This window comes from Bacteroides sp. L008 (assembly GCF_040812255.1).
Lineage (GTDB): Bacteria > Bacteroidota > Bacteroidia > Bacteroidales > Bacteroidaceae > Bacteroides > Bacteroides vicugnae.
On the sequence record NZ_JBFNXO010000001.1, the window covers coordinates 2,189,559 to 2,213,228 of the forward strand.

The following is a 23,670-nucleotide window of genomic DNA, read 5'->3' on the forward strand; positions in this document are numbered from 1 at the left end:
AGGATTAATACGTCATGCGAAGTCCGCAAAGTAAATTAAAATTAGTCGGCCGTTTCGTTCGTACCGTAGCCAATTTCGAATCTGTCTTGAAATGATGCGAAACTCCGGGTTCGGCAAAAACAGCAAGTCGGTCATTAATCTTATAGTTGATTCCAATACCGGCAGTCACTGCCAGCTGGATAGGTTCTTCTTTAAAACTGTTGTCCGGTGCACCGGCAATACATTTATCGGCTATTCCTCCCACAGTAGCATAAAGGTCAACTTTCTTCGTATCTACCAACGTCACGTTCACTTTAACGGGGATTCCCAGATAGTGCAAGTGCTGCCCTGCAGAACGGAGGTTCGAATAGAGCAGTCCGGTTTCTATGCCGAGAAAATCGTTCAACTTACGTTCTACCGTCACCCCTGCGGAAACCGGCATTTTATAAGTACCATTATCTGCCGGAAGTGCTGTACCCACTTGAACTTTCATCGCCCAGCGATGCTTTTTCACCGCTTTGGGTTGAACCGTATTGACATTCGACTGTTCTTCCGGAGCGACAGATGACTCTGTATTACCGTTTGTTGCCTGCCAATAACCATTATGCCCCTGATTAGCATATTGGTTGCCATTTCCCGTAGAAGTAGTGGAAGAAAAAGAAAACGACATGGAGAAAGTGATAGAAAGAGAATCTTCTTCCTCTGTATATTGCGACAGCATACCGTAAGATTTCGGAGCCGGTTTCGGCAACACCGGTTCTACCGGCAGCGGTAACTGATTGACGCGTATTCCATCTCCATCCATCTGTCCTCCATTCGTCACGGCTATCTTTGTAAATGCTTCTTCCATATCTTCCTTTGGAGAGAAATACAAGAAAGTAGCCGACGAGGCTGCCAAAACGAGCAATACAGACGCCGCAGCCGCCACACGGAAGAGCAGAATCCGGCGACGATGCTGGCAAGCCACAGGAATTTCCTGCGAGAGCTCTTCCCAAAAGCCATCCCGTACACTCATCCCGGCATCAGCGAGACGTGTGCGAAACAGATCGGTTATTTCATCATTTTCTTTCTTCATGATTCCTATACTCTTTAATTCTTTTTGCTAACAAATATTTGGCCCGGTGCAACTGCGAAGTAGATGAATGCTCTTTAATGTGAAGCATCTTGGCTATCTCCTTGTGCGATTTCTCTTCAAACACATAAAGGTTGAAAACGGTTCGGCAACCATCCGGCAATTCGGCAATAAAAGCCATCAACTGCTCTTCGGATATTCCAGCCCCTCCTCCCGAATCCGATATATCCGGTATATCGGGAAGCTGCTCTTCATGCACTACCAACTGACTGACTCGTTTCTCCCGTCGCAGGAAATCGAGTGATTGAGTGACCATCACCCGGGTGATCCATGTACAAAGTGAAGACTCACCCCGGAACGAGAAGTTGGTAAAAATCTTGATGAAACCGTCATGCAGTACATCGTGCGCCGCATCCATATCGCCCGTATAGCGGAAACATACCGCCAGCATCTGTTTGGAATAGAGGGTGTAAAGTTCCTTTCGGGCTGAATCCTTTCCTGCCCGACAGCCCTTTATCAGTTCTATCTCGTTTTCCAAAGTCAATTACTTTTTTTAAAATCGAACGTATGTCTGCGTCGTTTGCTTATTAGACGCGAGAATTTGAGGAATGCTGCAAGGAATATTGCTAAAAGAAGTTAAAGAATACGATTCACCACAGAGGACACAGAGTACACAGAGGAACAATGATAGGAAATTCTTCCTATAAAATAAGTTTAAATCCTCTGTGTACTCTGTGTCCTCTGTGGTGAAAAAAAATCAGCACGCTTTGAAACTCATATCCAGTCCTTTCACTGAATGAGTCAAAGCTCCTACAGAGATGAAGTCTACGCCACATTCGGCATAGTCGCGGAGCGTATCAAAGGTGATACCACCCGAAGATTCAGTTTCGTATTTACCTGCCACCATCTCTACTGCTTTCTTCGTCATTTCGGGAGTGAAGTTATCAAACATGATACGGTCTACTCCACCGAGATCAAGAACTTGCTGCAGTTCGTCGAAGCTGCGGACTTCTATTTCTATTTTCAGGTCTTTGCCTTTTTCCTTGCAATATTCTTTGGCACGGGTGATGGCTTTGTCGATACCTCCGGCAAAGTCCACATGATTGTCTTTCAGAAGAATCATGTCGAACAGACCAATACGATGGTTTACTCCGCCACCGATTTTCACTGCCATTTTTTCAAGGATACGCATACCGGGAGTTGTCTTGCGGGTGTCAAGCACACGGGTATTTGTGCCTTCCAACACCTTTGCATATTTACGGGTCATTGTTGCAATACCGCTCATACGCTGCATCACGTTCAACATCAGGCGTTCGGTTTGAAGCAAAGATTGCACTTTTCCTTCCACTACCATTGCTACGTCACCCGGTTTCACTTCTGTTCCGTCATTGATAAACACTTCCACTTTCATGGTAGGATCGAAACGGTTGAAGATTTCTTTAGCAACTTCGATGCCAGCCAACACACCGGCTTCTTTGATAAGCAATTTTGATTTTCCCATTGCCGTAGCGGGAATACATGAAAGGGTGGTATGATCACCATCACCTATATCTTCTGCAAAAGCAAGATCGATCAACTTGTCGATCAGTTCTTTTTCCTTATTCATTGATCTTGTCAATTCTTATTTGATGTATTAAATATTGATTCTGCACTTTCTTCAGGAAACAGTTCACACGAAAGTTCCCATTAGTAGTAGCCAACGTACCGATAACGAAACTTGATTCATCCCGTTTTCCCTGATGGTTCACGTTAAATCCGCTGACTTTATTCTTCGTAAAGAATTCCTGCATGGTAGCTGTTGCTTTCTGTTTGTCAACGTTTGTCGAGCGACCTTGGAGCACCAAGTTTACCTTGTCCCCCATATACTTACTCAGCTCTTGCGAGCTTCCTCTTTTAAATGCCGTTATCACTCCTGCCGGTATCTCCTGCGCCATCAGCAACGAGAGAGAAAGAAGCAAAGCGGTCATTCCTGCAAGCACTCGTTTTTTCATAAATACAAGCTTTTAAGTTGAAGTTTAAAGCTTTAAACTTTCAACTAATGATAGGCAAAGGTAAGCATTAATTGCAGAATAACATAAAAAATGCCTATTTTTGTGCAATAATCAGAATTGTAAACGTATGAAAACAACCCTGCTCGTCGTAGGACGAACCGTAGAACAACACTATATAACTGCGATCAACGACTATATCCAGCGTACTAAACGCTATATCACTTTCGATATGGAAGTGATCCCCGAACTGAAAAACACCAAGAGCCTTTCAATGGAAGTGCAGAAAGAAAAGGAAGGGGAACTGATACTGAAAGCTCTTCAACCGGGCGACGTGGTGGTATTGCTCGATGAGCACGGAAAAGAAATGCGTTCTCTGGAGTTCGCCGAATATATGAAGCGGAAAATGAACACGGTCAACAAACGACTGGTATTCATTATCGGAGGGCCTTATGGCTTTTCTGAAAAAGTTTATCAAGTGGCACACGAAAAGATTTCAATGTCCAAGATGACTTTCTCACATCAGATGATCCGGCTGATATTCGTTGAGCAGATTTATCGGGCGATGACTATATTGAATGGAGGGCCGTATCATCATGAATAGTAACTTATCTCATATACTATTATAAACGAGACAAAATAGACTTTTTAATTTCGTCCCAAGATACATCCACAAACATATAAGGCATTGGCTCCTCCTCCGCATCTTCAAAATAAGCTAAACTTTTCATAGCCATAAAAGAAGATGAGTCAGGATATTTTTGAGAATAGAAATCCAACAGATTTTTCAATGAATACTTTTTCAACAAAAAGTAAATATCTACAAAATCTTTTTTAGTACCTCTCCCTTCAATAGCAGTAATTTTCATTGCCGCAATATCTCTAGGACTTGCCAAACGTATCCCATCTTTATATACGACATCATCAAGCCAAGGATAAGTATAGTTCACGATATCTATTTTAACCTCATTCAATACGTAAATGTGTATATTCTTAGAATCATTTAAGATAGTCAGTGTCCCAAGTGTTCGCAAAGCTTCCTTCAAATCTTGAGAATCTACATTAATCTGACCAAAAAAATCCAAATCGACCGACTTTCGATGTCCTAATTGCAAAGCTAATGCAGTACCACCGACTAGACGAGTATTACAAAGTACAGGTAACTGTTGCAACTGTTTTAAAAGTTCCAGTGTTGTGGATTCGACCGTTGATAAGTGTAACATCTAAATTGTTCTTTAGGAGTTTGTGAAATGGCAGAAAGATAAGCTAAAGCCCGAGGCTCCAATTCACGAAACCCTTTAGCTATTTCGACGATTCTCCCAAGTCCATAATATTGTTTTACAATATTCCAATCTTGCAACATACCATATTCAAGCACTCTCTTTATTATATATTGTGAATGCTTCTCCATATCCAAATCATCTTTATTGACATCCCAAAAAAGATATGTTGAAAATCGAGTAATATATTCTTCCATTATCTATCGTATTGCAATCCTTAATATGACAAAGATAAAAATAAAAAATGAATCGAACGCAAGCTAATAGCTATATTTCACAAAACTGTATTATTCTCTTCTTCATAGATTTTATTAAAAACTCTACAAAGTTTTTTTTCATCCGCAATTAGTTGACGAAGTTCTGCCAACCGTCCGGCATTATCCGATTGGGATATCCACAACTTCAGATACCCTCCTTCTGCATATTTTTCAGTTAGATGTTTCCGAAAACGGGCGTATTGCTCTTCTTTATCCATCTCCGGATAATGAGACAGCCCATATTGTACGGTACGACGTAAAGTGACTTCGGGATCAATAATTCGGTCAGCCTCGGCAACAATCATTCCATAGATTGTTCTGGGAGCCTGTTTATTAGAAGCCCGATGATCTTCTATCGCCTCTTTCATCTGCAACAGCTGCTCATCCGTAAACCAACGCCGCAAAGTTTCGTCCGCTAGCAACACTTTGCCGGAGGTTATATGATGAAATTCACGTCCTTCGTATAATCCCAGGTCATGATAAGCAGCAATGACATAAACCATCGAATAATCGACTTCATAATGTGCCGCTAATTTCAGACTTTCCTCCATAACCTTTTCTACATGGTCTATTTGATGCGCTTTATCAAAGTTAGCGTATTGAGGGATAATACTTTGCCGAACATAGTTTTGCAATTCAACAGGCACATGATGAGTCATATTCGATATTTTTAGCAAGTGAATTCCTTTATTTTTATTATTCCCGATTCATCAAACGATGTTCTGCCATCTGTTCGAACTTTGTTCCCGGACGACCATAATTGGCATACGGATAAATGGAAATACCACCGCGAGGAGTAAATATCCCGGTTACTTCTATGTATTTGGGATTCATCAACCGGATAAGATCTTTCATGATGATATTCACACAATCTTCATGAAAGGCTCCATGACTGCGGAAACTGAAAAGATAGAGTTTCAAACTCTTGCTTTCCACCATTTTTATATCAGGAATGTAGCTGATACGTATTTCGGCAAAGTCCGGCTGTCCGGTAATAGGACACAGACTTGTGAACTCCGGGCAGTTGAAACGTACCCAGTAATCATTTTCAGGATGCTTATTATCAAAGGCTTCCAGTACTTCAGGAGCATAATCTTGCTTATACTCGGTTTTTCTTCCTAACAAGGAAAGTTGGTCTTTTAATTCAGTCATTGCACTCGTTAACTACAACCTCTACCCTAAACAAAAAAATGCATTTCCTCTTTCACCTATCACCGTCCAGTCTCAAACGCTTTATTCATCGAGGTTTCAGTGGTGAAAGATTCATTTTACAACCTATCACCGCATCTATCACCTATCACCATCAACTCTTAACCCACGTTTGCTTTCTCCTCATCTTACTTGTTACGGTGAGTTTCATTGCCTGAAACAATGTGTTTCCCGTGCTGAAACAAAGTGTTTCATTACTTGGAACAAACTGTTTCAAGCCTTGAAACTATAGTTTCAAGCGTTAGAAACTTTAGTTTCCTACCGTTGAAACTCTAGTTTCTCACCGATGAAACAACAGTTTCATGCTGTTGAAACTAATCTAAGCCTATACGTTCCGGATAGAAGCTACTACCATTTATTAATTAGAACGTACCGGTGACGGCAAGTAGTGACAGCAAAATATCAAAATTAGCTGCTGTCACTACTTGCCGTCACAGACTAGACATTTCATAATCAAACACTTACCTACAACAATGTGACAGATGACAACAAAAAAATGCATTTTAATCTCTATGTAGAGATATTATTGATTCTTACTTTTTAAATACTTCTCCAATCCCTCCCGACGTAGTGTACAAGCCGGACAGTGCCCACAACCATCTCCCTGAACGCCATTATAGCAAGTCAGAGTCTCGGTGCGAATCAGTTCCAGCACTCCCAGTTCGTCGGCCAATGCCCATGTTTCTGCCTTATCAATCCACATCAAAGGGGTATGAATCACAAATTGTTCATCCATAGCCAGATTGAGAGTTACATTAAGAGACTTAATAAAGGCATCACGGCAGTCGGGATAACCGCTGAAATCCGTTTGGGAAACTCCCGTTACCAAATGATTAATGCCACGTTCACGGGCATATACTGCCGCGATACTTAGAAAAAACAGATTACGTCCCGGAACAAAGGTATTGGGAACGCTATCTGCTGGTTTTTCCTGATCCATCACCATCGTAGTATCGGTCAATGAATTGTGACCTAACTGTCCGATAAAGGAAACATCCATCACATCAAATTCCACTTCTGCTTTCCGGGCTATCTCCCGTGCAAGCTCCACCTCTTTCTGATGCTTCTGACCATACAGGAAACTCAAGGCATATACTTTCTTAAAGTTGCGTTTTGCCCAAAACAAACAAGTAGTAGAGTCCTGTCCACCGCTAAACACAACCAATGCTGCTTCTCTATTCATATTCTATCTTAAATATCTTTGATTTTCAACACATTATAGGAGATATCGGTATCATACACATCACTACCGTCTACCTTCTTAATGGCTTTCACTACACGGATTGTCACCGGAAGGATCATAACTTCATACATGGATTTCAGCACAATCTGAATCCCCATCATGATAAGCAGTTCTTTCCAAGCAATGATTCCGCCAAAAGCTACCGGGAAGAAAATCAGTGAATCGGCAGTCTCACCTACTACAGTAGACCAGATGGCACGGGCCGAAAAGTTACGCCCCTGACTGGCTACTTTCATCTTACTCATCACATACGCATTGAGAAATGAGCCTACCAGAAAAGCCATCAGACTGGCAGCCACGATACGAGGCGCCATGCCGAATACAAAATCAAAATGTTCTTCACCCTCCCAGAAAGGAGCAGCCGGAATGGCAACAGCTATCAACCCAAGAGCAACCACGAAGAAGTTCATGGCAAAACCGCTCCAAATGATGAGCCGCGCTTTCTTGAATCCCCAAACTTCGGCGATACAATCATTAATAATATAAGAAATAGGAAAAACTAATAATCCGGCTGTCACGGTCAGACTACCCACCTGGATTACTTTTGTTTCAAGAAGATTGGCTGCAATGAGACAGACATTAAACAGAATGCCCAGCAGCATAAAGGGTACAGATACTTTCTCTTTCATTATTCCTGTTTTTTACGTGGTGTTCTAGAATACACGACCGCTATTCACGGCATCATACTTTATTTTTATCTTTCGGGGGCAAAGGTATAAGAAAAAAGCGAGAGGGCAAAAAGAAAAGAACAACATTTTAAACACCTATCTTTTTCTACTCATACTATAATCGTTTTGAAATAAGTCAAGTCATAAAAAAACAGGCACGGATTACACGGATTTCACGGTTTTAAGAGATTGGATAGACTATTAAAAACCGTGTTAATCCGCGTAATCCGTGCCTAAAATATATTCCTTATCGTACCATTTAAAGTAATTTTTGGTGCAGTTGTCCGGCTTGTTCATCTGCAACAGTATATAAAAGTGTCCCAACTTATTTTTTAGCGATTATTTATTTTCTATGAGATTGACAAAAAACGACCTTTTCATATCCTTTCTTCTCGAAAAAATATTTATATTTGCAGCGAGGATTGGACCATTATTGACAGCCAATCTTCATGTTTTAGGACATTTAATTTATCTTCGTAGAAAAGTCGCATTTTCGAAGTAGAAGCTAAAATTAGATGTCCGCACTGAACTTATATCCAAATTAAGACATATAAGTGCAGGTGCGGGCATACTATATTTTGCTTCTACGGGCTTGCGACTGCCTCTACGATAGGAATATATGTATCGTCCGTGCCTCTTATTTTATTATAATCCGGCTGCGGCGCATACACTAAAAAAACAAATGAGGTATGACAACAAAACAATGGATTGGCATTGAAGAAGCCGCAGAGAAGTATCAAGTATCTATCAGACGTATCAATACGTGGTGCAAAAGACAGGAAATTACTTTCACAGAAATTGACCATTACCTGATGCTGGATGAAAACAGTTTGCTGGAATGTATCGAACGAAACACACAGCTTGCCCTTACAAATGAAGAGTTTGAACGACGCAAAGAAAAACTCATAAGAGAAAACGAAGAAAATCTATTTATTCTCCAATCATTAGCGCCACTAACCCCAATGATGCGTCTGATAATAAAAGAACTTGCCGGAATGATTCAAAATGAAAACAGAAGACGCATGTTCCTGTTTGTCACACTGGAAGGTAATTTCAAAAAATATGCAGAAGAATCCTGCCAAGATTTCTTTTATATTCGAAGAGAGTTTCAGATACTTATTCGGGATATTCAATCCCGAATCGGATTTCTAAAGACATACAAAGACGAAATGACGTATCTCAAAGCGGCACTGCGACTATACGAAATGAACTTCGGCAGAAATCTATTCAGCAAGAATAGTTTAGAAAAGGAAAGTCCGGCAGCCCGGGAAAAGAAAAATGCCATCCACCTGCTCAATACTCCTATTCGTGACTTTGAGTTTGACCCAAGGTCAAGTCGGGTGCTAGGTGAAAACGGTGTACAGACACTTCGGGATTTATTAAAAATCACCTATAAATACGGATGGAATAGAATAAATAAACTACCGAACATTGGTCCGACCTCACTAAATAAGTTAATCAACCGACTGAAACAGTTGAATATCCTTGATGATGAAGAAGGGTGCTATCTCTATAAATATTTGGATGAATGAAAACAATCATGAAATTTCCCTAACATCGAAATCCTTTTAGTCGCTCTGTTGTTCTAAGTGGATGTTTAATCAAAAAATATATCATGGAACATCAAGTCTTCTTATCGGTTACTACGGTGGGAAGACTGTTTTTTTAACTATTTCGGAGAGCGAAAATATAAAATTGTTTTATCTCTGAAAAAAGAAAACTTCAACAAGCTCCAGTTGTTCGGAGTTTCCGAACAACTAAGGCGATATCTATGCTACTGCCGTGGATTTATCCCTATGTTGAAGATAGTATTAAAACGTTGATGGACGGCATTCAGCAGAAAATAAACAAGCCTTCCCATCAGTCGTCGTATTCTGACAGGAAGGCTAATCACTTTGACCTTAAAACACATCACTCAATCAGGCATCTGCATCAGGAGGAAAAATCTTTCAGTTCCTCTTTCAACCGCTTACGGATGAAAAACAAACGGCTCTTTACCGTTCCCATCGGCAATCCTAATTTTTCGGCAATTTCTCGATACTTAAATCCGGCAACAAACATCTGAAAAGGAACTTTCATTTCTTCCGGTATGGAATGTATCACCCGATACAGTTGTTTCATATCATACGTAAACTCAAACCTGTCGGCATCTTCATCCTCGATCAAATGTTGCTGATTGATAGAATAACTGTCATCAATCAGATTCATTTCGCGAACTGTACGACGATAGTTATTGACAAAAATATTACGCATAAGCGTATACATCCATCCTTTCAGATTCTTACTATATGTAAACTTTTCACGATTATCCAATGCTTGCAACACACAGTCCTGAACCAAATCATTGGCAGAGTCACGATCTGCCGTCAATTTATATGCGAAGCGATGCAAATCCGGTTGTATCGCCAATATTCCTTTAGTAAAATCCACTTTTTCCATCATCGTATTTCTTTTATCTAATTAGTACGATACAAAGATCCGCTTTTTTAGAATCATTATAAATAGCAATTCTTCCGATTAGTTTGGCTATTTTTCCTTTGCCCCTCTCAACCATTTCTTTTTTTAGTTGTTCATTGGGCATTCACCTAAAACTTAACTGATAATGAGAACAAGCTTTAAAATGGTAGCCATGCTACTGGGGATAGGAATTTTTCCCCTCTGTGCTCATGCACAAAAGAAAGTAATCATCGAAGATGAAGAACCCAATTCCATCATGTTTGTTTCGAAGAACAAAGCAGGAGATGAAATCATCCGAATCATGAACGACCGTTCGCAGATGCGTTTCCACGACCCGAATGCTCCCCGCTTCCTGCTCACCGACCAAAAAGGGAAATTTGCCTTGGGCATCGGAGGATATGTCCGTGCAACGGCAGAGTATGACTTTAACGGTATCGTAAATGATGTCGATTTCTATCCGGCATTGATTCCACAACGCGGAAGCGGCAATTTTGCCAAGAATCAATTCCAGATGGACATCACCACTTCTACCCTATTCCTCAAACTGGTAGGACGTACGAAACATCTGGGAGACTTCGTTGTCTACACAGCCGGAAACTTCCGGGGTGACGGAAAAACCTTTGAATTGCAGAACGCTTATGCACAATTCCTCGGTTTCACGATCGGATACAGCTACGGTTCGTTCATGGACCTCTCCGCACTGCCTCCTACCATCGACTTTGCAGGTCCTAACGGGTCGGCATTTTACCGCACCACGCAATTGAGTTATATGTACGATAAGTTGAAAAACTGGAAATTCGGTGTTTCAATGGAAATGCCTTCAGTAGACGGTACAACCAACAATGACTTGTCTATCAACACCCAACGGATGCCGGACTTCGCCACTTCCGTACAGTATAACTGGAATAGTAGCAGTCACGTTAAATTAGGTGCTATTGTCCGTAGTATGACTTACTCAAGTAACGTACATGAGAAAGCCTATTCCGCCACCGGATTCGGGTTGCAAGCATCTACAACATTCAATATTACCAAGAAATTACAGGCATTCGGACAGTTTAATTATGGAAAAGGTATCGGATCTTACCTGAACGATTTAAGTAATCTGAACGTAGATATCGTTCCCGATCCTGATAATGAGGGAAAAATGCAGGTTCTCCCGATGCTGGGATGGTATGCAGGGTTGCAATATAACCTTTGTCCGAGCATCTTTATATCCGGCACATATAGTTTATCCAGACTTTATTCTGAAAACGGATATCCAAGTGAAAATCCGGAATCCTATCGGAAAGGACAGTATTTAGTGGCTAATGCTTTCTGGAATGTAAGCAGTAACCTGCAAGTGGGCGTAGAATATTTAAGAGGATGGCGTACTGATTTCAGTTCTTCAACCCGCCACGCCAACCGGTTGAATATGCTGGTACAGTATTCTTTCTAAACTAACATAGAACAGTAAAACAAAAAAGCCGTCTCGAACATGGTGTCGAGACGGCTTTTCTATACATATAAAGGATTAGAAATCTAGAACTTATAGTTCACACTCACACCAAATACTTTATTGGTACGGCTATAAACGTCTTTATCAATAGATGCACCTAATCCACGTACATTTTCTTTAGTGTAATCACTATACGTAGTCCAGAAATAAGCAACATCAAGGCTCAATGCCTGCGTGAAATTAATACGGCCTCCGAAACCAACTGAATAAGAATCACAAGAAAAACTTGTATCTGATTGGAAAGCATCGCTCAATCCGTAGTCTGTTTTCTGATAACCTCCACTGACTGTGAACAGTTTATTGATATCCCATTCGACACCCGCCAAGTACTCGTGTGTACCATGTTTCAGTGTTTTCTGCTTACCATCCGCCATACCGGCATTCTTATCATCAAAGAAGTGATATTCTACCGAAGCTCTCAATGATGGCAAGATCTCATAACTTGCAGCTAAAGAAAGCATAGCAGGAAGATCACTCGGAGTGTTCACACCATTCTGATAAGGTGCCATAAAATCTGCGGCAGCAGCTGGAGCAATTATTTCATGTGTATCATTCTCAATATTCATATTGGCTTTGAACTCATACTTTGCAGCCAGATTCAACTTACCGAACTTAGCATCAATACCAATAATCGGTGTCAATCCCCAACCTGTCTGATCACAGTCCAGTTTAAGTTTCGCATCATTCAGCTGCTGCGATTTTTGCAATGCTGCCTGTTTTGCCTCATCTAAAGACATACCGCCAAGCATAAGTTGTTTTACGATCTCAGCACCCAACTGTTCTGCTACACCCTCTTTCAAATTGATATCAAGGAAACCTTTATAGCCACCCGTAAAATAATTCATACGTGCACCAGCAAAAACAGCGAAGTGCTCATTAATTTTATAGCTTGCTCCTAATTGAAAACCATAAATATACTGACGACCTTCCATAGCTGAATTGATAGTATATTGATTAGGAGTCAACATCCCCTGACCTATTGTATTTACCAGACTAATAGCAGCCGCATCAAACATAGGTAAGCCTTTATCAAATGAAGCTTTTCCGCCACCACCTACAATGGCAAAGCTACCGGAAAACGCCCAGTCACCTTTCTTATATACAGCATGTATGGAAGGAATAACGGGAGCAGAAGCCTTTCCTTCATACTTACGCACGGTAGTTTGTCCATCCAAGGTCCATAAAGGACTTGTTGCAGCAATATCACGGGTTTGATATGCACTTTGAATTGTAAGTGCTACTTGAAGACCATCTTTGGGAAGAAATGCCAGTCCGGCAGGATTACTATAAACTCCATCAACATCGATGGAAGCGCCGCGGGCTAACATACGTAAGAAAGCAGCATTCTGATTCGTATTGGTTAGATAATCTCCGGCAAAAGTTGGAATTGAAACGATCAACATTACAAGACCAATCAACGAAATTTTTCTCATCTAAATCTTTTTTAAAATTATTTCGGCGCAAAGATATAACAATATTGCACAGGGAGCATATATTTGTGCATTTATTTTCATTTACCCACCATTTTAATTGAAAAATTAAACTGTTTCTAATGAAACAATCTGTTTTTCGAATGATGGATTGATTAAACAAATTCACCTGTTCCAACGTTTAAATATTATATAATTTATAGAATAATATTATGGCCTATACAATTGCATTTTTCGGCACAAAGCCTTATGATGAGTCCTCTTTCAATGACAAAAACAAAGAGTTCGGGTTTGAGATACGCTACTACAAAGGACATCTGAATAAAAACAACGTACTACTGACACAAGGAGTGGATGCTGTCTGTATCTTTGTGAACGACGTTGCCGACGCAGAAGTAATCCGTGTGATGGCAGCCAACGGAGTAAAATTATTGGCACTACGCTGTGCCGGATTTAATAATGTAGATTTAGATGCTGCCGCCGCTGCCGGAATTACCGTAGTACGGGTTCCTGCCTACTCTCCTTATGCCGTTGCAGAGTACACCGTAGCTCTTATGTTATCGCTAAACCGGAAAATCCCCCGTGCTTCCTGGCGTACCAAAGACGGCAATTTCTCCCTGCACGGCCTGATGGGATTCGACATGCACGGAAAAACAGCAGGCATCATCGGCACAGGAAAAATAGCGAAAATACTGATTCACATCTTAAAAGGGTTTGGAATGAACGTATTGGCTTACGACCTCTATCCGGACCATAACTTCGCCCGTGAAGAACAAATAGTTTATACTTCATTGGACGAACTATATCACAATTCGGATATCATCTCCTTACATTGTCCGCTCACCGAAGCGACCAAATACCTGATTAATGACTACTCTATCAGCAAAATGAAAGACGGAGTAATGATTATCAATACCGGCCGTGGACAGCTGATTCATACCAACGCACTGATCGAAGGATTGAAGAACAAAAAAATAGGTTCTGCAGGACTGGACGTATATGAGGAAGAAAGTGAATACTTCTACGAAGATCAATCCGACCGTATTATCGACGATGATGTACTTGCCCGTTTGCTTTCATTCAACAATGTGATCGTCACTTCTCATCAAGCTTTTTTCACACATGAAGCGATGGAGAATATTGCTGCGACCACCCTGCAAAACATAAAAGATTTTATCAAACATAAGCCTTTGCTAAATGAAGTGAAGAAATAAAACTTTTAAGCTCCTTTCTTTGTTTACAAAACATATAAACAAATAAGAGAAAGGACAGATTTTATGAAAAAAGTAATACATAAAGCAGATACAAGAGGACATTCCCAGTATGACTGGTTGGATAGTTACCATACTTTTAGTTTTGACGAATACTTCGACTCCAATCGTATCAACTTCGGTGCCCTTCGCGTATTGAATGATGATAAGGTTGCACCCGGAGAAGGTTTTCAGACTCACCCGCATAAGAATATGGAAATCATCTCCATCCCTCTGAAAGGACATCTGCAACATGGAGACAGCAAGAAGAACAGCCGCATCATTACTGTTGGAGAAATTCAGACAATGAGTGCCGGAACGGGAATCTTCCACAGTGAAGTGAATGCAAGCCCTGTAGAACCGGTAGAATTCCTGCAGATCTGGATTATGCCGAGAGAACGGAACACCCGTCCCGTTTACCAGGATTTCAGCATTGCAGAGCTGGAACGTCCGAATGAACTGGCAGTCATCGTATCTCCCGACGGCAGTACACCTGCTTCCCTTTTACAAGACACCTGGTTCTCAATCGGTAAAGTTGAAGCCGGAAAGAAACTGGGTTATCATATGCATCAAAGTCATGCAGGCGTCTATATTTTCCTCATTGAGGGAGAAATTGTAGTAGACGGCGAAGTATTGAAACGCCGCGATGGTATGGGTGTTTACGATACCAACAGTTTCGAACTGGAGACACTGAAAGATTCACATATCCTATTAATAGAAGTACCTATGTGATTCCATCATTAGAAATTAAGAACTAAAAACAGCCAGATAATCTTATGGCGAAATTAAACATAGCAGATATCCGACAGGAATATACGAAAGGCGGGTTGCGGGAAAGTGAACTTCCCGGCGACCCGCTTTCGCTTTTCAATCGTTGGCTACAAGAAGCAATTGAGGCAGAGGTGGACGAACCGACTGCAGTCATTGTAGGAACCGTATCTCCCGAAGGGAGACCGTCTACCCGTACCGTATTATTAAAAGGGCTCCATGATGGAAAATTTGTCTTTTATACCAATTATGAAAGCCGTAAAGGCAGGCAATTGGCACAAAATCCGTATATCTCCCTCTCTTTTGTGTGGCACGCCCTCGAAAGACAAATACATATAGAGGGAATAGCGACGAAAGTTCCTCCGGAAGAATCGGATGAATATTTCCGGAAACGTCCTTATAAAAGTCGGGTCGGTGCACGAATTTCTCCCCAAAGTCAACCTATAATAAGCAGAATGCAATTAATACGGTCTTTTGTCAGGGAGGCAGCCCGGTGGATCGGAAAAGAAGTGGAAAGACCTGATAATTGGGGCGGATACGCCGTTACCCCAACAAGGATTGAATTCTGGCAAGGACGTCCCAACCGTCTGCACGACCGTTTTCTATATACCCTGCAACCGGACGGGGAATGGAAAATCAGTCGTCTTGCTCCTTGATTTCGTCGATTTTTCTTGGCAACTCCAACTAGAATACGTAATATTGCAACTATAAAATAGTCAGCTTATGACACTGGATTATATTTATCACAGCGGTTTCGCCATCGAAATGGAAGGTGCAACCGTTATCATCGATTACTACAAAGATTCTTCCGAAACGGAACATAACCGGGGAATCGTACATGATTATCTCCTGAAAAGGCCGGGTAAGCTATATGTATTGGCCACCCATTTCCATCCCGACCACTTTAACCGTGAGATATTGACCTGGAAAGAACAACGCCCCGACATTCAATATATTTTCTCCAAAGATATCTTGAAATCCCATCGTGCCAAAGCCGAAGATGCTTTCTATATTAAAAAAGGAGAAACATACGAAGACGAGACAATTCGTATCGATGCTTTCGGCTCAACGGATGTCGGCAGTTCGTTCCTGCTTCACCTGCAAGATTGGAGTATTTTCCATGCCGGCGACTTGAACAACTGGCATTGGAGTGAGGAATCTACTGAAGAAGAGATCCGAAAAGCCAATGGTGATTTCCTTGCAGAAGTTAAATATTTAAAAGAAAAAGCGCCAAACATCGATTTAGTACTATTCCCGGTGGATCGGAGAATGGGAAAAGATTACATGAAAGGGGCAAAACAGTTCATCGAACAAATAAAAACTACTATATTTGTGCCCATGCACTTCAGTGAAGATTATGAGGGGGGAAATGCGCTTCGTAGTTTTGCTGAAAATGCCGGATGCCGTTTTATCAGCATCACCCATCGGGGCGAAAGTTTTGAGATTACCAAATAAACACATGATAATTATGAATAAATTTACGATTCTGTTTCTTACCCTGTTCCTTGCATTGCCGATGGCGATGAAGGCAGATTCTGCAAAAGAGAAGAAAGACGACACCAGGTACCTTGTAGGAGCTGTTCCTGAAGTAGATGGTAAAGTAGTATTTTCCAAAGAATTCCAGATTCCCGGAATGAGTCAGGCACAAATCTACGACACAATGACAAAGTGGATGGACGAACGTCTGAAAGAAAATAAAAATATTGATAGCCGCATTGTTTTCTCTGACGAAGCAAAGGGGACAATTGCCGGTGTTGGAGAAGAATGGGTTGTTTTCAGTTCAAGCGCCCTTTCATTAGACCGTACACTGGTCAACTATCAGATTACCGTAACCTGTAAACCCGGCAACTGTCTGGTAGAGCTTGAGAAAATCCGTTTCACTTACCGTGAAACAGAGAAATACAAAGCAGAAGAATGGATCACCGATAAATATGCGCTCAATAAAGCAAAGACCAAATTAGTGCGCGGCTTAGCTAAATGGCGTAGAAAAACTGTAGATTTCGCAGATGATATGTTTATGGATGTAGCAGTAGCTTTCGGAGCACCTGATACTCGTCCGAAGACAGAGAAAAAGAAAAAAGAAGAAGAGCAACAAAAAACATCTGTTGTGGCCGCTGCCGGTCCGATCATTATCGGTCAAGGAGGTAAAGTTACCACTACCGAATCTGCTCAAACCACCATTCCTGCGGCTACTTTGACTCCCGCCACTCCGGCTACCAAAGTTGCATCCGACGCATCCGGTTATACAGAAATTGATTTGAAACAAATTCCGGGCGAAGTATATGCTTTAATGGGAAGTGGCAAATTAGTGATCAGCATCGGAAAAGATGAGTTCAACATGACCAATATGACTGCAAATGCAGGTGGTGCATTGGGTTATCAATCAGGAAAAGCTGTTGCATATTGCACACTTTCACCCGATCAACCTTATGACGCAATAGAAAAGGCAGACAGCTATACACTAAAATTGTATGCTCCGAACCAAACAACTCCTTCAGCTGTTATCGAATGTAAGAAAATGCCTTCACAGATAACTCCGCAAGCCGGACAACCCCGTACCTATGTTGGAGAAATTGTGAAACTCTTAATGAAAAAATAAGGAAAATTGCAACAATGGAAATAAAAAGTAAATTTGACCATTTTAATATCAACGTTACAAACCTGGAGCGGAGTATCGCTTTTTATGAGAAAGCACTCGGCTTAAAAGAACATCATCGGAAAGAAGCATCCGACGGTTCATTCACACTGGTTTACCTGACAGATAATGAAACGGGATTCCTATTGGAATTGACATGGCTCAAAGATCATACTGCTCCATACGAACTGGGGGAAAACGAAAGTCACCTCTGTTTTCGTGTAGCCGGTGATTACGATGCAATCAGGGCCTATCACAAAGAAATGAATTGTGTATGTTTTGAGAATACTGCCATGGGGCTTTATTTTATTAACGACCCGGATGATTACTGGATTGAAATACTTCCACAGAAGTGATTTTATATAAAAAGGTGGGGCAGGATAATTATCCTGCCCCACCTTTTTTATATATAGAACGCTGTTTCTAAAAAACAAAGGATAGCCCTAAAATTGCCGACATTATAAAAAAACTACCAAGAACAAAATGGCTAATAAACAGCCTCATTATTTGCATGCTTGGCAACACAAACATATCATCTTTCTTATTTTTATCATACAATATGACAACCTTATCACCTACATGATACTGTTTTGGATAAAGATAAACATGACTTTCCCTTTCACTCTTTGGAGCAGAAGGAAGAAATTGGCAACATACCTCTTTTTCTCCCTCCAATTTATATTTTATTTTTGGTATACATACATCAGTAATATTCACACCATCAGACTTTAGTATCTCTATATCCACTACCTTCCCATATGTTTTCTTGCTATACGCTTTTATTATCTTGCAATGAATTATCCACAAGATTCCCATTTGCAGAACAAGAAAAGCACCTCGCAATAGAAGTATAACAGCAACTATACAAACTATTATATTTATAAACATACTTTTATTTTTTATGTCGACTAGCTCTTTTCTTCCGGATATCTGCTTTCATCTTCGCTGCACCCGAACCATGCTGTCCACGAATATACGTCGCTTTTTTCGCTTTCGTTTTCACCTTTTCCTCTTCTTTGGGCTTATCTTTCTTACCTTTAAAAACGATGCCACCCATGATTGCTTCTTCTATACTCATATAATCATTTATTAGTATTCAATATTTCCGATGGCAAAGATAACCCTTTTCTGCGGATTTATTTATCTTTGCAAAGTTAACAATCGTAACCACCAATGGCAACAACAATTCTTTCTGCAGAAAAGGACCCGATGGGAGCCGCTATTTCTGACTATTTCAACCATCACAGAGCTGATCGTTTGCGGGTATTTTCTTCTCAATTCGAAGAAGATGAAATTCCCGTCAAAGAACTGTTTCGTAATATACAGTCTATGCCTATACTAGAGCGTACCGCCCTGCAAATGGCTACCGGACGGATTTTGGATGTAGGTGCCGGAAGTGGTTGCCATGCGCTGGCACTTCAGGAAATGGGAAAAAACGTATGCGCCATCGACATTTCTCCCTTATCTGTCGAAGTAATGAAACAACGCGGAGTGAACGATCCCCGCCTCATCAACCTTTTTGATGAAACATTTTCCGAAACATTCGATACGATCCTAATGCTCATGAATGGTTCCGGAATTATCGGACGGCTGAATAATATGCCCGTTTTTTTCCAACGGATGAAACGTATTCTCCGCCCTGGTGGATGCATACTTATGGATTCCAGTGATTTGCGTTATCTTTTTGAAGAGGAAGACGGTAGCATAGTCATCGACCTTGCCGGAGATTATTACGGAGAGATTGACTTCCAAATGCAGTATAAAGATGTAGAAGGAGACACATTCGACTGGTTATATGTAGATTTCCAGACTCTTAGCTTATATGCTTCCGAATGTGGTTTTAAGGCAGAATTGATAAAAGAAGGAAAGCATTACGATTATCTGGTCAAACTTAGCATTGCTTGAAAATACATCATCATATAGTGACGGTATGCACTCCGGATAGCGTCACTATATAACCAAAATAGTAACGCCATCACATCAGGATAGCGTTACTATTTTTATATACTCATACCTGTTCCGTTAGAAACATCTGATGAGGGTTTTCTTTCATTTCAGCATTTCATTAATTGCCTGCACAAGAGAAGCAAACTCTTCCTCATTATATAAACGAGTCAGCTTTACAATTTTCCCTTCCTTATCAATCAACACGTTTCTCGTTATTCCGGATTCACGTAATGCATATTTCGCAAAAATATCAGCTCCCGGATCCAGTCCTAACGGATAAGTGACTCCGGTAGATTTAGCAAAAGCCAGTACTTTGTCAAGCGGTTCGTCACGGTCAATGCCAATCAGAGCAAAGTCTGCATTATTTTTATGCTTCAACCAAATATCCTTCTCGATAAACGGCATTTCTTTACGGCAAACTCCACACCAGCTTGCTGTGAACTGCAACATGACTACTTTACCACGAAGGGAAGATAAACTCACTTGTTTCCCATCTGTCAAGGTAATCGTGAAATCCGGAGCCATCTCTCCTACCCGGACAATATATCCTGTACTATCTGCCTGAACAGATTTTGCATCCGCAGCTACTTCTACACTATCTGTTGCAACTTCAACATTCGCCGTTCCTTTCTTCTGTCCGGAACAAGCCCATATACCTATGGCTAAAAGCGCCATACTACATACATTCATAATTTTCATTTTCATCTAATCATTGGTAACTTTGCAAATATAAAAAAAGTATGCGATGTATTTGCATTTTTAAAAGAAATTCATACCTTTGCACCCGCAAAAGAAAAATGCCTCTTTAGCTCAGTTGGCCAGAGCACGTGATTTGTAATCTCGGGGTCGTTGGTTCGAATCCGACAAGAGGCTCTCCAGAATGAATGCTGTTTATCACATCAGATAAGCAGCATTTTTTTATTAATTACCGTTACATTTCAAGTAGCAAGTCTGGGTACACGTTGAAAAAAAAGCGTTTATCGGTGCATCGTAAATAAACTTATCCAAAGCTTGCGCCCCTATTTGCGTCCTCTTCAAAAACAAAAAGCTCCGAAACCCTTTATTATAAGTAGTTTCGGAGCTTTGCTTGAGGTTCCTGGCGGATTCGAACCGCCGTACACGGTTTTGCAGACCGCTGACTAAGCCACTCATCCAAGGAACCATTATTTCTCGTTTGCGGTTGCAAAGGTAGTACAAATTTTGAAACTACCAACTATCCGCAGCAATTTTTCTTTGTACTTTTTTTCTTTACATCACACTCTCCGCGTTTCTTGTCCATCATATCCTTTAGTTCACAGCCACTTACACAGCTATCGCAAGGATTCTGATTTTCTCGCGTACGACGAAAAAAAAGAAATATTCCATATATAACGCGGGCAATACAGAGTACAACCAGTACTCCGACTACCCAATCTTGCCAATTATTCATACAAACAGTCCTCCAATCTGATAAACAGCAAATGATACAAGCCAAGCCAAGCCCGTTGTGTAACAAGCAGCAAAGAGCGCCCATTTCCAACTACCCGATTCCTGTTTTATAGCCGCTATCGCCGCAATACACGGAAAGTAAATCAATACAAACAACATATAACAGAAAGCAACCAATGGAGTAATCGGAATTCGTTCTGCCAAACTTACCGAATCAGCATCCGGATCATCTGCATATAAGACACCTAATGTACTTACTACCAACTCTTTCGCTCCCACACCGGAAAGCAAGCCAATACCTAGTTTCCAATCAAATCCCAGTGGTTTTATAACCGGCTCTATGCCACGCCCCAACTGGCCGATATAAGAATTTTCCTGCTGTTCAGCAGCCGTTTCATAAGCATCATGATTCGGATAATATCCCAGGAACCAGATTATAATAGAAGCAATCATAATAATTCCTCCCATCTTTTTCAAATACTGCGCTCCCTTTTCCCATGTGTGACGGAAGATCGATTTCGCTGTCGGCATCCGGTAAGGTGGAAGCTCCATCACAAATGGAGTATCATCACCTTTCACCAAAAACTTGCTAAATAAGCGGGCCATTACCACAGCCAATACAATACCAATCACATAAATACTTAACAACACCAGACTTGCATTGTTCGGGAAGAAAGCACCCACCAACAATAAATAAATCGGCAGACGCGCACTACAAGACATCAAAGGATTCACCAACATTGTAATAAGGCGGCTCTTCCGGTTCTCAATAGTACGGGAAGCTATAATAGCAGGCACATTGCACCCAAATCCCATAATCAAAGGTATGAATGATTTTCCGTGCAATCCCATTTTATGCATGATCTTATCCATGATAAAAGCCGCACGAGCCATATAACCCGAATCTTCCATAAGAGAAATGCAGAAATACAAAATCAAGATATTCGGCAAAAAGACAATAACCGCTCCTACCCCACCAATAATTCCATCAATCAGCAAATCTTTAAATGGACCTTCTGCCATATTATTGCGCAACAAGTCACCAATCTGCTCAACAACCCATTCAATCCCCATCATCGGATATTCTCCAATGACAAACGTACCTTCAAACATCAGATACATAAAAAGGAAAAAAATAGGAAATCCCCAAACACGATGAGTTACGATCGAATCCAGCACTTTCGTTGTCTGCGCCTGCTCCAAGTGATTATCTGTGAATGTCTCTTTCAGTGCACCGCTGATAAATCCATATTTAGCATCCGTAATAGCCGATTCACAATCCTCATTCATTGTGTCCTGAACACGCTTCGACATCTTGTCACGGACATGGAATATCTCATCCGCATTTGGCAATGTGCGCACAATACGTTCAATATCAGGATCATTCTCCAACAATTTAATGGAAAGGAAACGGGTAGAATATTTATGCCGGATAAATTCGTTCTTAGACACTTCACTTTTTACAGCCTCAATCGCTTTTTCGATATCAGGTCCATGATTAATATGAATATGTCGGAAGACACGTCCCGTCTTTTTGTGTTCACGCACATAATCTTCCAAATGCTCTTCCTCATGTTTCTTGCGATCCACCAAGGAGTCATGCCATTCAGTCAAATCCTTAAGAACTTCCGGATTCATATTTCCCTGTTTGTCGAAGAAGTCTACTCCTTCATACAGATTGATAACAACATGAAACAAGGTGTCCAATCCACGATTTTTCTTACTGACAGTAGGCAACATCGGCACCCCGAACAACTTGCTCAACAGATGATAATCCAAGGTATTTCCACTGGCTTCCAACTCATCATAAATATTCAGAGCTACTACCATGCGGACATTCATATCTATCAATTGGGTAGTCAGATATAAGTTTCGCTCCAGATTGGAGGAATCGACCACATTAATAATCACGTCCGGAGTTTCATCGATAATATGACGACGGACATAGATTTCTTCCGGCGTATAAGCAGACAAAGAATAAGTTCCCGGCAAATCGACAATACGGAAATGATAGCCTTCGAAATCAAAATAACCTTCTTTGGCATCCACGGTTACACCGCTGTAGTTTCCGACATGCTCATGAGCACCGGATGCAAGATTAAACAGAGAAGTCTTGCCACTGTTCGGGTTTCCGACCAAAGCAACATTGATGGTACGGCGTTTACCTAACGCCAACCGTTTCATATCTTCTTCTTTTACTGAAAGGTCTTCAGGCAATCCTTCATGATAAACGGTCTTTTCGGCCAGCTTCTTTGCTTCCTCCTCGCTGATCACTTCGATCATTTCAGCTTCCTGACGACGAAGAGAAATTTCATAACCTAAAACTTTATATTTTATGGGATCTTTTAGCGGGGCATTCAACAGCACTTCAACCGTTTTACCTTTAATAAAGCCCATCTCCACAATACGTTTACGAAAACCACCGTGCCCCAATACCTTTACAATAACACCTTTTTCTCCTGTTTTTAATTCGGACAAACGCATAACTCTCAAAATTTTTGGCAAAGATAATTCATAACTTCGGAGCATGCAAATTATTTAGAATGTTTTTAAATAGCAGCCTT

Annotated in this window: 27 protein-coding genes and 2 tRNA genes; 11 read left to right on the forward strand and 18 right to left on the reverse strand. The window is 41.0% G+C overall.

The window, feature by feature from the left end; all coding sequences use genetic code 11:
- Nucleotides 1–4: 4 nt before the first annotated feature.
- From AB3G73_RS08965 to AB3G73_RS08980, 4 genes are all read right to left on the reverse strand, one after another.
- Nucleotides 5–1,054 (reverse strand): porin family protein, encoded by a 1,050-nt coding sequence (locus AB3G73_RS08965; protein WP_367744566.1) that lies wholly within the window; start codon nt 1,052–1,054, stop codon nt 5–7.
- Nucleotides 1,038–1,589, reverse strand: a complete 552-nt coding sequence (locus tag AB3G73_RS08970) for an RNA polymerase sigma factor (RefSeq protein ID WP_004300758.1) — start codon at nt 1,587–1,589, stop codon at nt 1,038–1,040. The genes AB3G73_RS08965 and AB3G73_RS08970 overlap by 17 nt, the downstream gene beginning before the upstream one ends.
- 219 nt (nt 1,590–1,808) lie before the next feature.
- Nucleotides 1,809–2,657 carry a carboxylating nicotinate-nucleotide diphosphorylase gene (gene nadC, locus AB3G73_RS08975; RefSeq protein WP_004314515.1) on the reverse strand — a complete coding sequence of 283 codons (849 nt, stop codon included), beginning with the start codon at nt 2,655–2,657 and terminating at the stop codon, nt 1,809–1,811.
- A complete protein-coding gene (locus tag AB3G73_RS08980) occupies nt 2,650–3,042 on the reverse strand; it encodes a DUF4783 domain-containing protein (RefSeq protein WP_148364809.1) in 393 nt (130 codons plus the stop codon). The genes nadC and AB3G73_RS08980 overlap by 8 nt, the downstream gene beginning before the upstream one ends.
- A 127-nt stretch (nt 3,043–3,169) precedes the next feature.
- Between AB3G73_RS08980 and rlmH the strand changes: the two genes are divergently transcribed.
- The gene (gene rlmH / locus AB3G73_RS08985) at nt 3,170–3,643 is read left to right on the forward strand and encodes a 23S rRNA (pseudouridine(1915)-N(3))-methyltransferase RlmH (protein ID WP_074559125.1); all 474 of its coding nucleotides are present in this window, start codon (nt 3,170–3,172) and stop codon (nt 3,641–3,643) included.
- Between the two features lie 19 nt (nt 3,644–3,662).
- Here rlmH and AB3G73_RS08990 read toward each other — a convergent pair whose 3' ends face one another.
- From AB3G73_RS08990 to AB3G73_RS09015, 6 genes are all read right to left on the reverse strand, one after another.
- Nucleotides 3,663–4,262 carry a nucleotidyl transferase AbiEii/AbiGii toxin family protein gene (locus tag AB3G73_RS08990; protein ID WP_298046947.1) on the reverse strand — a complete coding sequence of 200 codons (600 nt, stop codon included), beginning with the start codon at nt 4,260–4,262 and terminating at the stop codon, nt 3,663–3,665.
- On the reverse strand, nt 4,217–4,516 hold the full coding sequence (locus AB3G73_RS08995) for a hypothetical protein (RefSeq protein ID WP_004311349.1): 300 nt from the start codon (nt 4,514–4,516) through the stop codon (nt 4,217–4,219). The genes AB3G73_RS08990 and AB3G73_RS08995 overlap by 46 nt, the downstream gene beginning before the upstream one ends.
- A gap of 77 nt (nt 4,517–4,593) precedes the next feature.
- Nucleotides 4,594–5,235 (reverse strand): HD domain-containing protein, encoded by a 642-nt coding sequence (locus AB3G73_RS09000; protein WP_148364808.1) that lies wholly within the window; start codon nt 5,233–5,235, stop codon nt 4,594–4,596.
- A gap of 37 nt (nt 5,236–5,272) precedes the next feature.
- Nucleotides 5,273–5,728, reverse strand: a complete 456-nt coding sequence (gene queF / locus AB3G73_RS09005) for a preQ(1) synthase (RefSeq protein ID WP_004304260.1) — start codon at nt 5,726–5,728, stop codon at nt 5,273–5,275.
- A gap of 580 nt (nt 5,729–6,308) precedes the next feature.
- Nucleotides 6,309–6,968: a 7-cyano-7-deazaguanine synthase QueC gene (gene queC, locus AB3G73_RS09010; protein ID WP_004300765.1), complete on the reverse strand. Its 660-nt coding sequence runs from the start codon at nt 6,966–6,968 to the stop codon at nt 6,309–6,311.
- An 8-nt stretch (nt 6,969–6,976) separates the two neighbouring features.
- Nucleotides 6,977–7,657, reverse strand: a complete 681-nt coding sequence (locus AB3G73_RS09015) for a queuosine precursor transporter (protein WP_148364806.1) — start codon at nt 7,655–7,657, stop codon at nt 6,977–6,979.
- 728 nt (nt 7,658–8,385) lie between these two features.
- On the opposite strand from AB3G73_RS09015, the gene AB3G73_RS09020 reads away from it, so the two are divergent.
- Nucleotides 8,386–9,228, forward strand: a complete 843-nt coding sequence (locus AB3G73_RS09020; protein ID WP_217721148.1) for a DNA-directed RNA polymerase subunit alpha C-terminal domain-containing protein — start codon at nt 8,386–8,388, stop codon at nt 9,226–9,228.
- A 400-nt stretch (nt 9,229–9,628) separates the two neighbouring features.
- Here AB3G73_RS09020 and AB3G73_RS09025 read toward each other — a convergent pair whose 3' ends face one another.
- Complete coding sequence (locus tag AB3G73_RS09025; protein ID WP_074559099.1) at nt 9,629–10,135, reverse strand: RNA polymerase sigma factor; 507 nt, start codon at nt 10,133–10,135, stop codon at nt 9,629–9,631.
- Nucleotides 10,136–10,298: 163 nt separating this feature from the next.
- Here AB3G73_RS09025 and AB3G73_RS09030 point away from each other — a divergent pair, with 163 nt between their 5' ends.
- Entirely contained in the window at nt 10,299–11,588 is a 1,290-nt protein-coding gene (locus AB3G73_RS09030) for a DcaP family trimeric outer membrane transporter (protein ID WP_074559100.1), read from the forward strand.
- A gap of 83 nt (nt 11,589–11,671) precedes the next feature.
- Here AB3G73_RS09030 and AB3G73_RS09035 read toward each other — a convergent pair whose 3' ends face one another.
- Nucleotides 11,672–13,081 (reverse strand): OmpP1/FadL family transporter, encoded by a 1,410-nt coding sequence (locus AB3G73_RS09035; RefSeq protein ID WP_367744572.1) that lies wholly within the window; start codon nt 13,079–13,081, stop codon nt 11,672–11,674.
- A gap of 209 nt (nt 13,082–13,290) precedes the next feature.
- Between AB3G73_RS09035 and AB3G73_RS09040 the strand changes: the two genes are divergently transcribed.
- The 6 genes from AB3G73_RS09040 to AB3G73_RS09065 all read left to right on the forward strand — a co-directional run bounded on the left by AB3G73_RS09040 (nt 13,291) and on the right by AB3G73_RS09065 (nt 18,087).
- The gene (locus tag AB3G73_RS09040) at nt 13,291–14,292 is read left to right on the forward strand and encodes a 2-hydroxyacid dehydrogenase (RefSeq protein WP_195649410.1); all 1,002 of its coding nucleotides are present in this window, start codon (nt 13,291–13,293) and stop codon (nt 14,290–14,292) included.
- Between the two features lie 63 nt (nt 14,293–14,355).
- Nucleotides 14,356–15,060, forward strand: coding sequence for a pirin family protein (locus AB3G73_RS09045; protein ID WP_148364804.1), 705 nt, complete (start codon nt 14,356–14,358; stop codon nt 15,058–15,060).
- Between the two features lie 44 nt (nt 15,061–15,104).
- Entirely contained in the window at nt 15,105–15,752 is a 648-nt protein-coding gene (pdxH, locus tag AB3G73_RS09050; RefSeq protein WP_259023248.1) for a pyridoxamine 5'-phosphate oxidase, read from the forward strand.
- 67 nt (nt 15,753–15,819) lie between these two features.
- The gene (locus AB3G73_RS09055; protein ID WP_148364802.1) at nt 15,820–16,551 is read left to right on the forward strand and encodes an MBL fold metallo-hydrolase; all 732 of its coding nucleotides are present in this window, start codon (nt 15,820–15,822) and stop codon (nt 16,549–16,551) included.
- 13 nt (nt 16,552–16,564) lie between these two features.
- On the forward strand, nt 16,565–17,695 hold the full coding sequence (locus AB3G73_RS09060) for a DUF4468 domain-containing protein (RefSeq protein ID WP_367744578.1): 1,131 nt from the start codon (nt 16,565–16,567) through the stop codon (nt 17,693–17,695).
- Nucleotides 17,696–17,709: 14 nt separating this feature from the next.
- Nucleotides 17,710–18,087: a VOC family protein gene (locus AB3G73_RS09065; RefSeq protein WP_004304308.1), complete on the forward strand. Its 378-nt coding sequence runs from the start codon at nt 17,710–17,712 to the stop codon at nt 18,085–18,087.
- A 67-nt stretch (nt 18,088–18,154) separates the two neighbouring features.
- Here the strand turns inward: AB3G73_RS09065 and AB3G73_RS09070 are convergent, their stop codons facing one another.
- Complete coding sequence (locus AB3G73_RS09070; RefSeq protein WP_258981349.1) at nt 18,155–18,619, reverse strand: DUF3592 domain-containing protein; 465 nt, start codon at nt 18,617–18,619, stop codon at nt 18,155–18,157.
- A 4-nt stretch (nt 18,620–18,623) separates the two neighbouring features.
- Nucleotides 18,624–18,809 carry a hypothetical protein gene (locus AB3G73_RS09075; RefSeq protein WP_004300779.1) on the reverse strand — a complete coding sequence of 62 codons (186 nt, stop codon included), beginning with the start codon at nt 18,807–18,809 and terminating at the stop codon, nt 18,624–18,626.
- 95 nt (nt 18,810–18,904) lie between these two features.
- Here AB3G73_RS09075 and AB3G73_RS09080 point away from each other — a divergent pair, with 95 nt between their 5' ends.
- Nucleotides 18,905–19,636 carry a bifunctional 2-polyprenyl-6-hydroxyphenol methylase/3-demethylubiquinol 3-O-methyltransferase UbiG gene (locus AB3G73_RS09080; protein ID WP_117934028.1) on the forward strand — a complete coding sequence of 244 codons (732 nt, stop codon included), beginning with the start codon at nt 18,905–18,907 and terminating at the stop codon, nt 19,634–19,636.
- 144 nt (nt 19,637–19,780) lie between these two features.
- Here AB3G73_RS09080 and AB3G73_RS09085 read toward each other — a convergent pair whose 3' ends face one another.
- Complete coding sequence (locus AB3G73_RS09085; RefSeq protein WP_195649489.1) at nt 19,781–20,383, reverse strand: TlpA disulfide reductase family protein; 603 nt, start codon at nt 20,381–20,383, stop codon at nt 19,781–19,783.
- Between the two features lie 94 nt (nt 20,384–20,477).
- Here AB3G73_RS09085 and AB3G73_RS09090 point away from each other — a divergent pair.
- Nucleotides 20,478–20,551 (forward strand) — tRNA-Thr (locus AB3G73_RS09090).
- Between the two features lie 217 nt (nt 20,552–20,768).
- On the opposite strand, the gene AB3G73_RS09095 is transcribed toward AB3G73_RS09090, so the two are convergent.
- The 3 genes from AB3G73_RS09095 to feoB all read right to left on the reverse strand — a co-directional run bounded on the left by AB3G73_RS09095 (nt 20,769) and on the right by feoB (nt 23,590).
- Nucleotides 20,769–20,840: transfer RNA gene (locus tag AB3G73_RS09095), tRNA-Cys, on the reverse strand.
- Between the two features lie 51 nt (nt 20,841–20,891).
- Nucleotides 20,892–21,107, reverse strand: a complete 216-nt coding sequence (locus AB3G73_RS09100) for a hypothetical protein (protein ID WP_148364751.1) — start codon at nt 21,105–21,107, stop codon at nt 20,892–20,894.
- Nucleotides 21,104–23,590, reverse strand: coding sequence for a ferrous iron transport protein B (gene feoB / locus AB3G73_RS09105; protein WP_148364750.1), 2,487 nt, complete (start codon nt 23,588–23,590; stop codon nt 21,104–21,106). The genes AB3G73_RS09100 and feoB overlap by 4 nt, the downstream gene beginning before the upstream one ends.
- Nucleotides 23,591–23,670: the final 80 nt, after the last annotated feature.

Coding starts and splice junctions, on each gene's coding strand:
- AB3G73_RS08965 (WP_367744566.1), bottom strand. CDS start 1,054: ATGAAGAAAGAAAATGATGAAATAACCGATCTGTTTCGCACACGTCTC.
- nadC (WP_004314515.1), bottom strand. CDS start 2,657: ATGAATAAGGAAAAAGAACTGATCGACAAGTTGATCGATCTTGCTTTT.
- AB3G73_RS08980 (WP_148364809.1), bottom strand. CDS start 3,042: ATGAAAAAACGAGTGCTTGCAGGAATGACCGCTTTGCTTCTTTCTCTC.
- rlmH (WP_074559125.1), top strand. CDS start 3,170: ATGAAAACAACCCTGCTCGTCGTAGGACGAACCGTAGAACAACACTAT.
- AB3G73_RS08990 (WP_298046947.1), bottom strand. CDS start 4,262: ATGTTACACTTATCAACGGTCGAATCCACAACACTGGAACTTTTAAAA.
- AB3G73_RS08995 (WP_004311349.1), bottom strand. CDS start 4,516: ATGGAAGAATATATTACTCGATTTTCAACATATCTTTTTTGGGATGTC.
- AB3G73_RS09000 (WP_148364808.1), bottom strand. CDS start 5,235: ATGACTCATCATGTGCCTGTTGAATTGCAAAACTATGTTCGGCAAAGT.
- queF (WP_004304260.1), bottom strand. CDS start 5,728: ATGACTGAATTAAAAGACCAACTTTCCTTGTTAGGAAGAAAAACCGAG.
- queC (WP_004300765.1), bottom strand. CDS start 6,968: ATGAATAGAGAAGCAGCATTGGTTGTGTTTAGCGGTGGACAGGACTCT.
- AB3G73_RS09015 (WP_148364806.1), bottom strand. CDS start 7,657: ATGAAAGAGAAAGTATCTGTACCCTTTATGCTGCTGGGCATTCTGTTT.
- AB3G73_RS09020 (WP_217721148.1), top strand. CDS start 8,386: ATGACAACAAAACAATGGATTGGCATTGAAGAAGCCGCAGAGAAGTAT.
- AB3G73_RS09025 (WP_074559099.1), bottom strand. CDS start 10,135: ATGGAAAAAGTGGATTTTACTAAAGGAATATTGGCGATACAACCGGAT.
- AB3G73_RS09030 (WP_074559100.1), top strand. CDS start 10,299: ATGAGAACAAGCTTTAAAATGGTAGCCATGCTACTGGGGATAGGAATT.
- AB3G73_RS09035 (WP_367744572.1), bottom strand. CDS start 13,081: ATGAGAAAAATTTCGTTGATTGGTCTTGTAATGTTGATCGTTTCAATT.
- AB3G73_RS09040 (WP_195649410.1), top strand. CDS start 13,291: ATGGCCTATACAATTGCATTTTTCGGCACAAAGCCTTATGATGAGTCC.
- AB3G73_RS09045 (WP_148364804.1), top strand. CDS start 14,356: ATGAAAAAAGTAATACATAAAGCAGATACAAGAGGACATTCCCAGTAT.
- pdxH (WP_259023248.1), top strand. CDS start 15,105: ATGGCGAAATTAAACATAGCAGATATCCGACAGGAATATACGAAAGGC.
- AB3G73_RS09055 (WP_148364802.1), top strand. CDS start 15,820: ATGACACTGGATTATATTTATCACAGCGGTTTCGCCATCGAAATGGAA.
- AB3G73_RS09060 (WP_367744578.1), top strand. CDS start 16,565: ATGAATAAATTTACGATTCTGTTTCTTACCCTGTTCCTTGCATTGCCG.
- AB3G73_RS09065 (WP_004304308.1), top strand. CDS start 17,710: ATGGAAATAAAAAGTAAATTTGACCATTTTAATATCAACGTTACAAAC.
- AB3G73_RS09070 (WP_258981349.1), bottom strand. CDS start 18,619: ATGTTTATAAATATAATAGTTTGTATAGTTGCTGTTATACTTCTATTG.
- AB3G73_RS09075 (WP_004300779.1), bottom strand. CDS start 18,809: ATGAGTATAGAAGAAGCAATCATGGGTGGCATCGTTTTTAAAGGTAAG.
- AB3G73_RS09080 (WP_117934028.1), top strand. CDS start 18,905: ATGGCAACAACAATTCTTTCTGCAGAAAAGGACCCGATGGGAGCCGCT.
- AB3G73_RS09085 (WP_195649489.1), bottom strand. CDS start 20,383: ATGAAAATGAAAATTATGAATGTATGTAGTATGGCGCTTTTAGCCATA.
- AB3G73_RS09100 (WP_148364751.1), bottom strand. CDS start 21,107: ATGAATAATTGGCAAGATTGGGTAGTCGGAGTACTGGTTGTACTCTGT.
- feoB (WP_148364750.1), bottom strand. CDS start 23,590: ATGCGTTTGTCCGAATTAAAAACAGGAGAAAAAGGTGTTATTGTAAAG.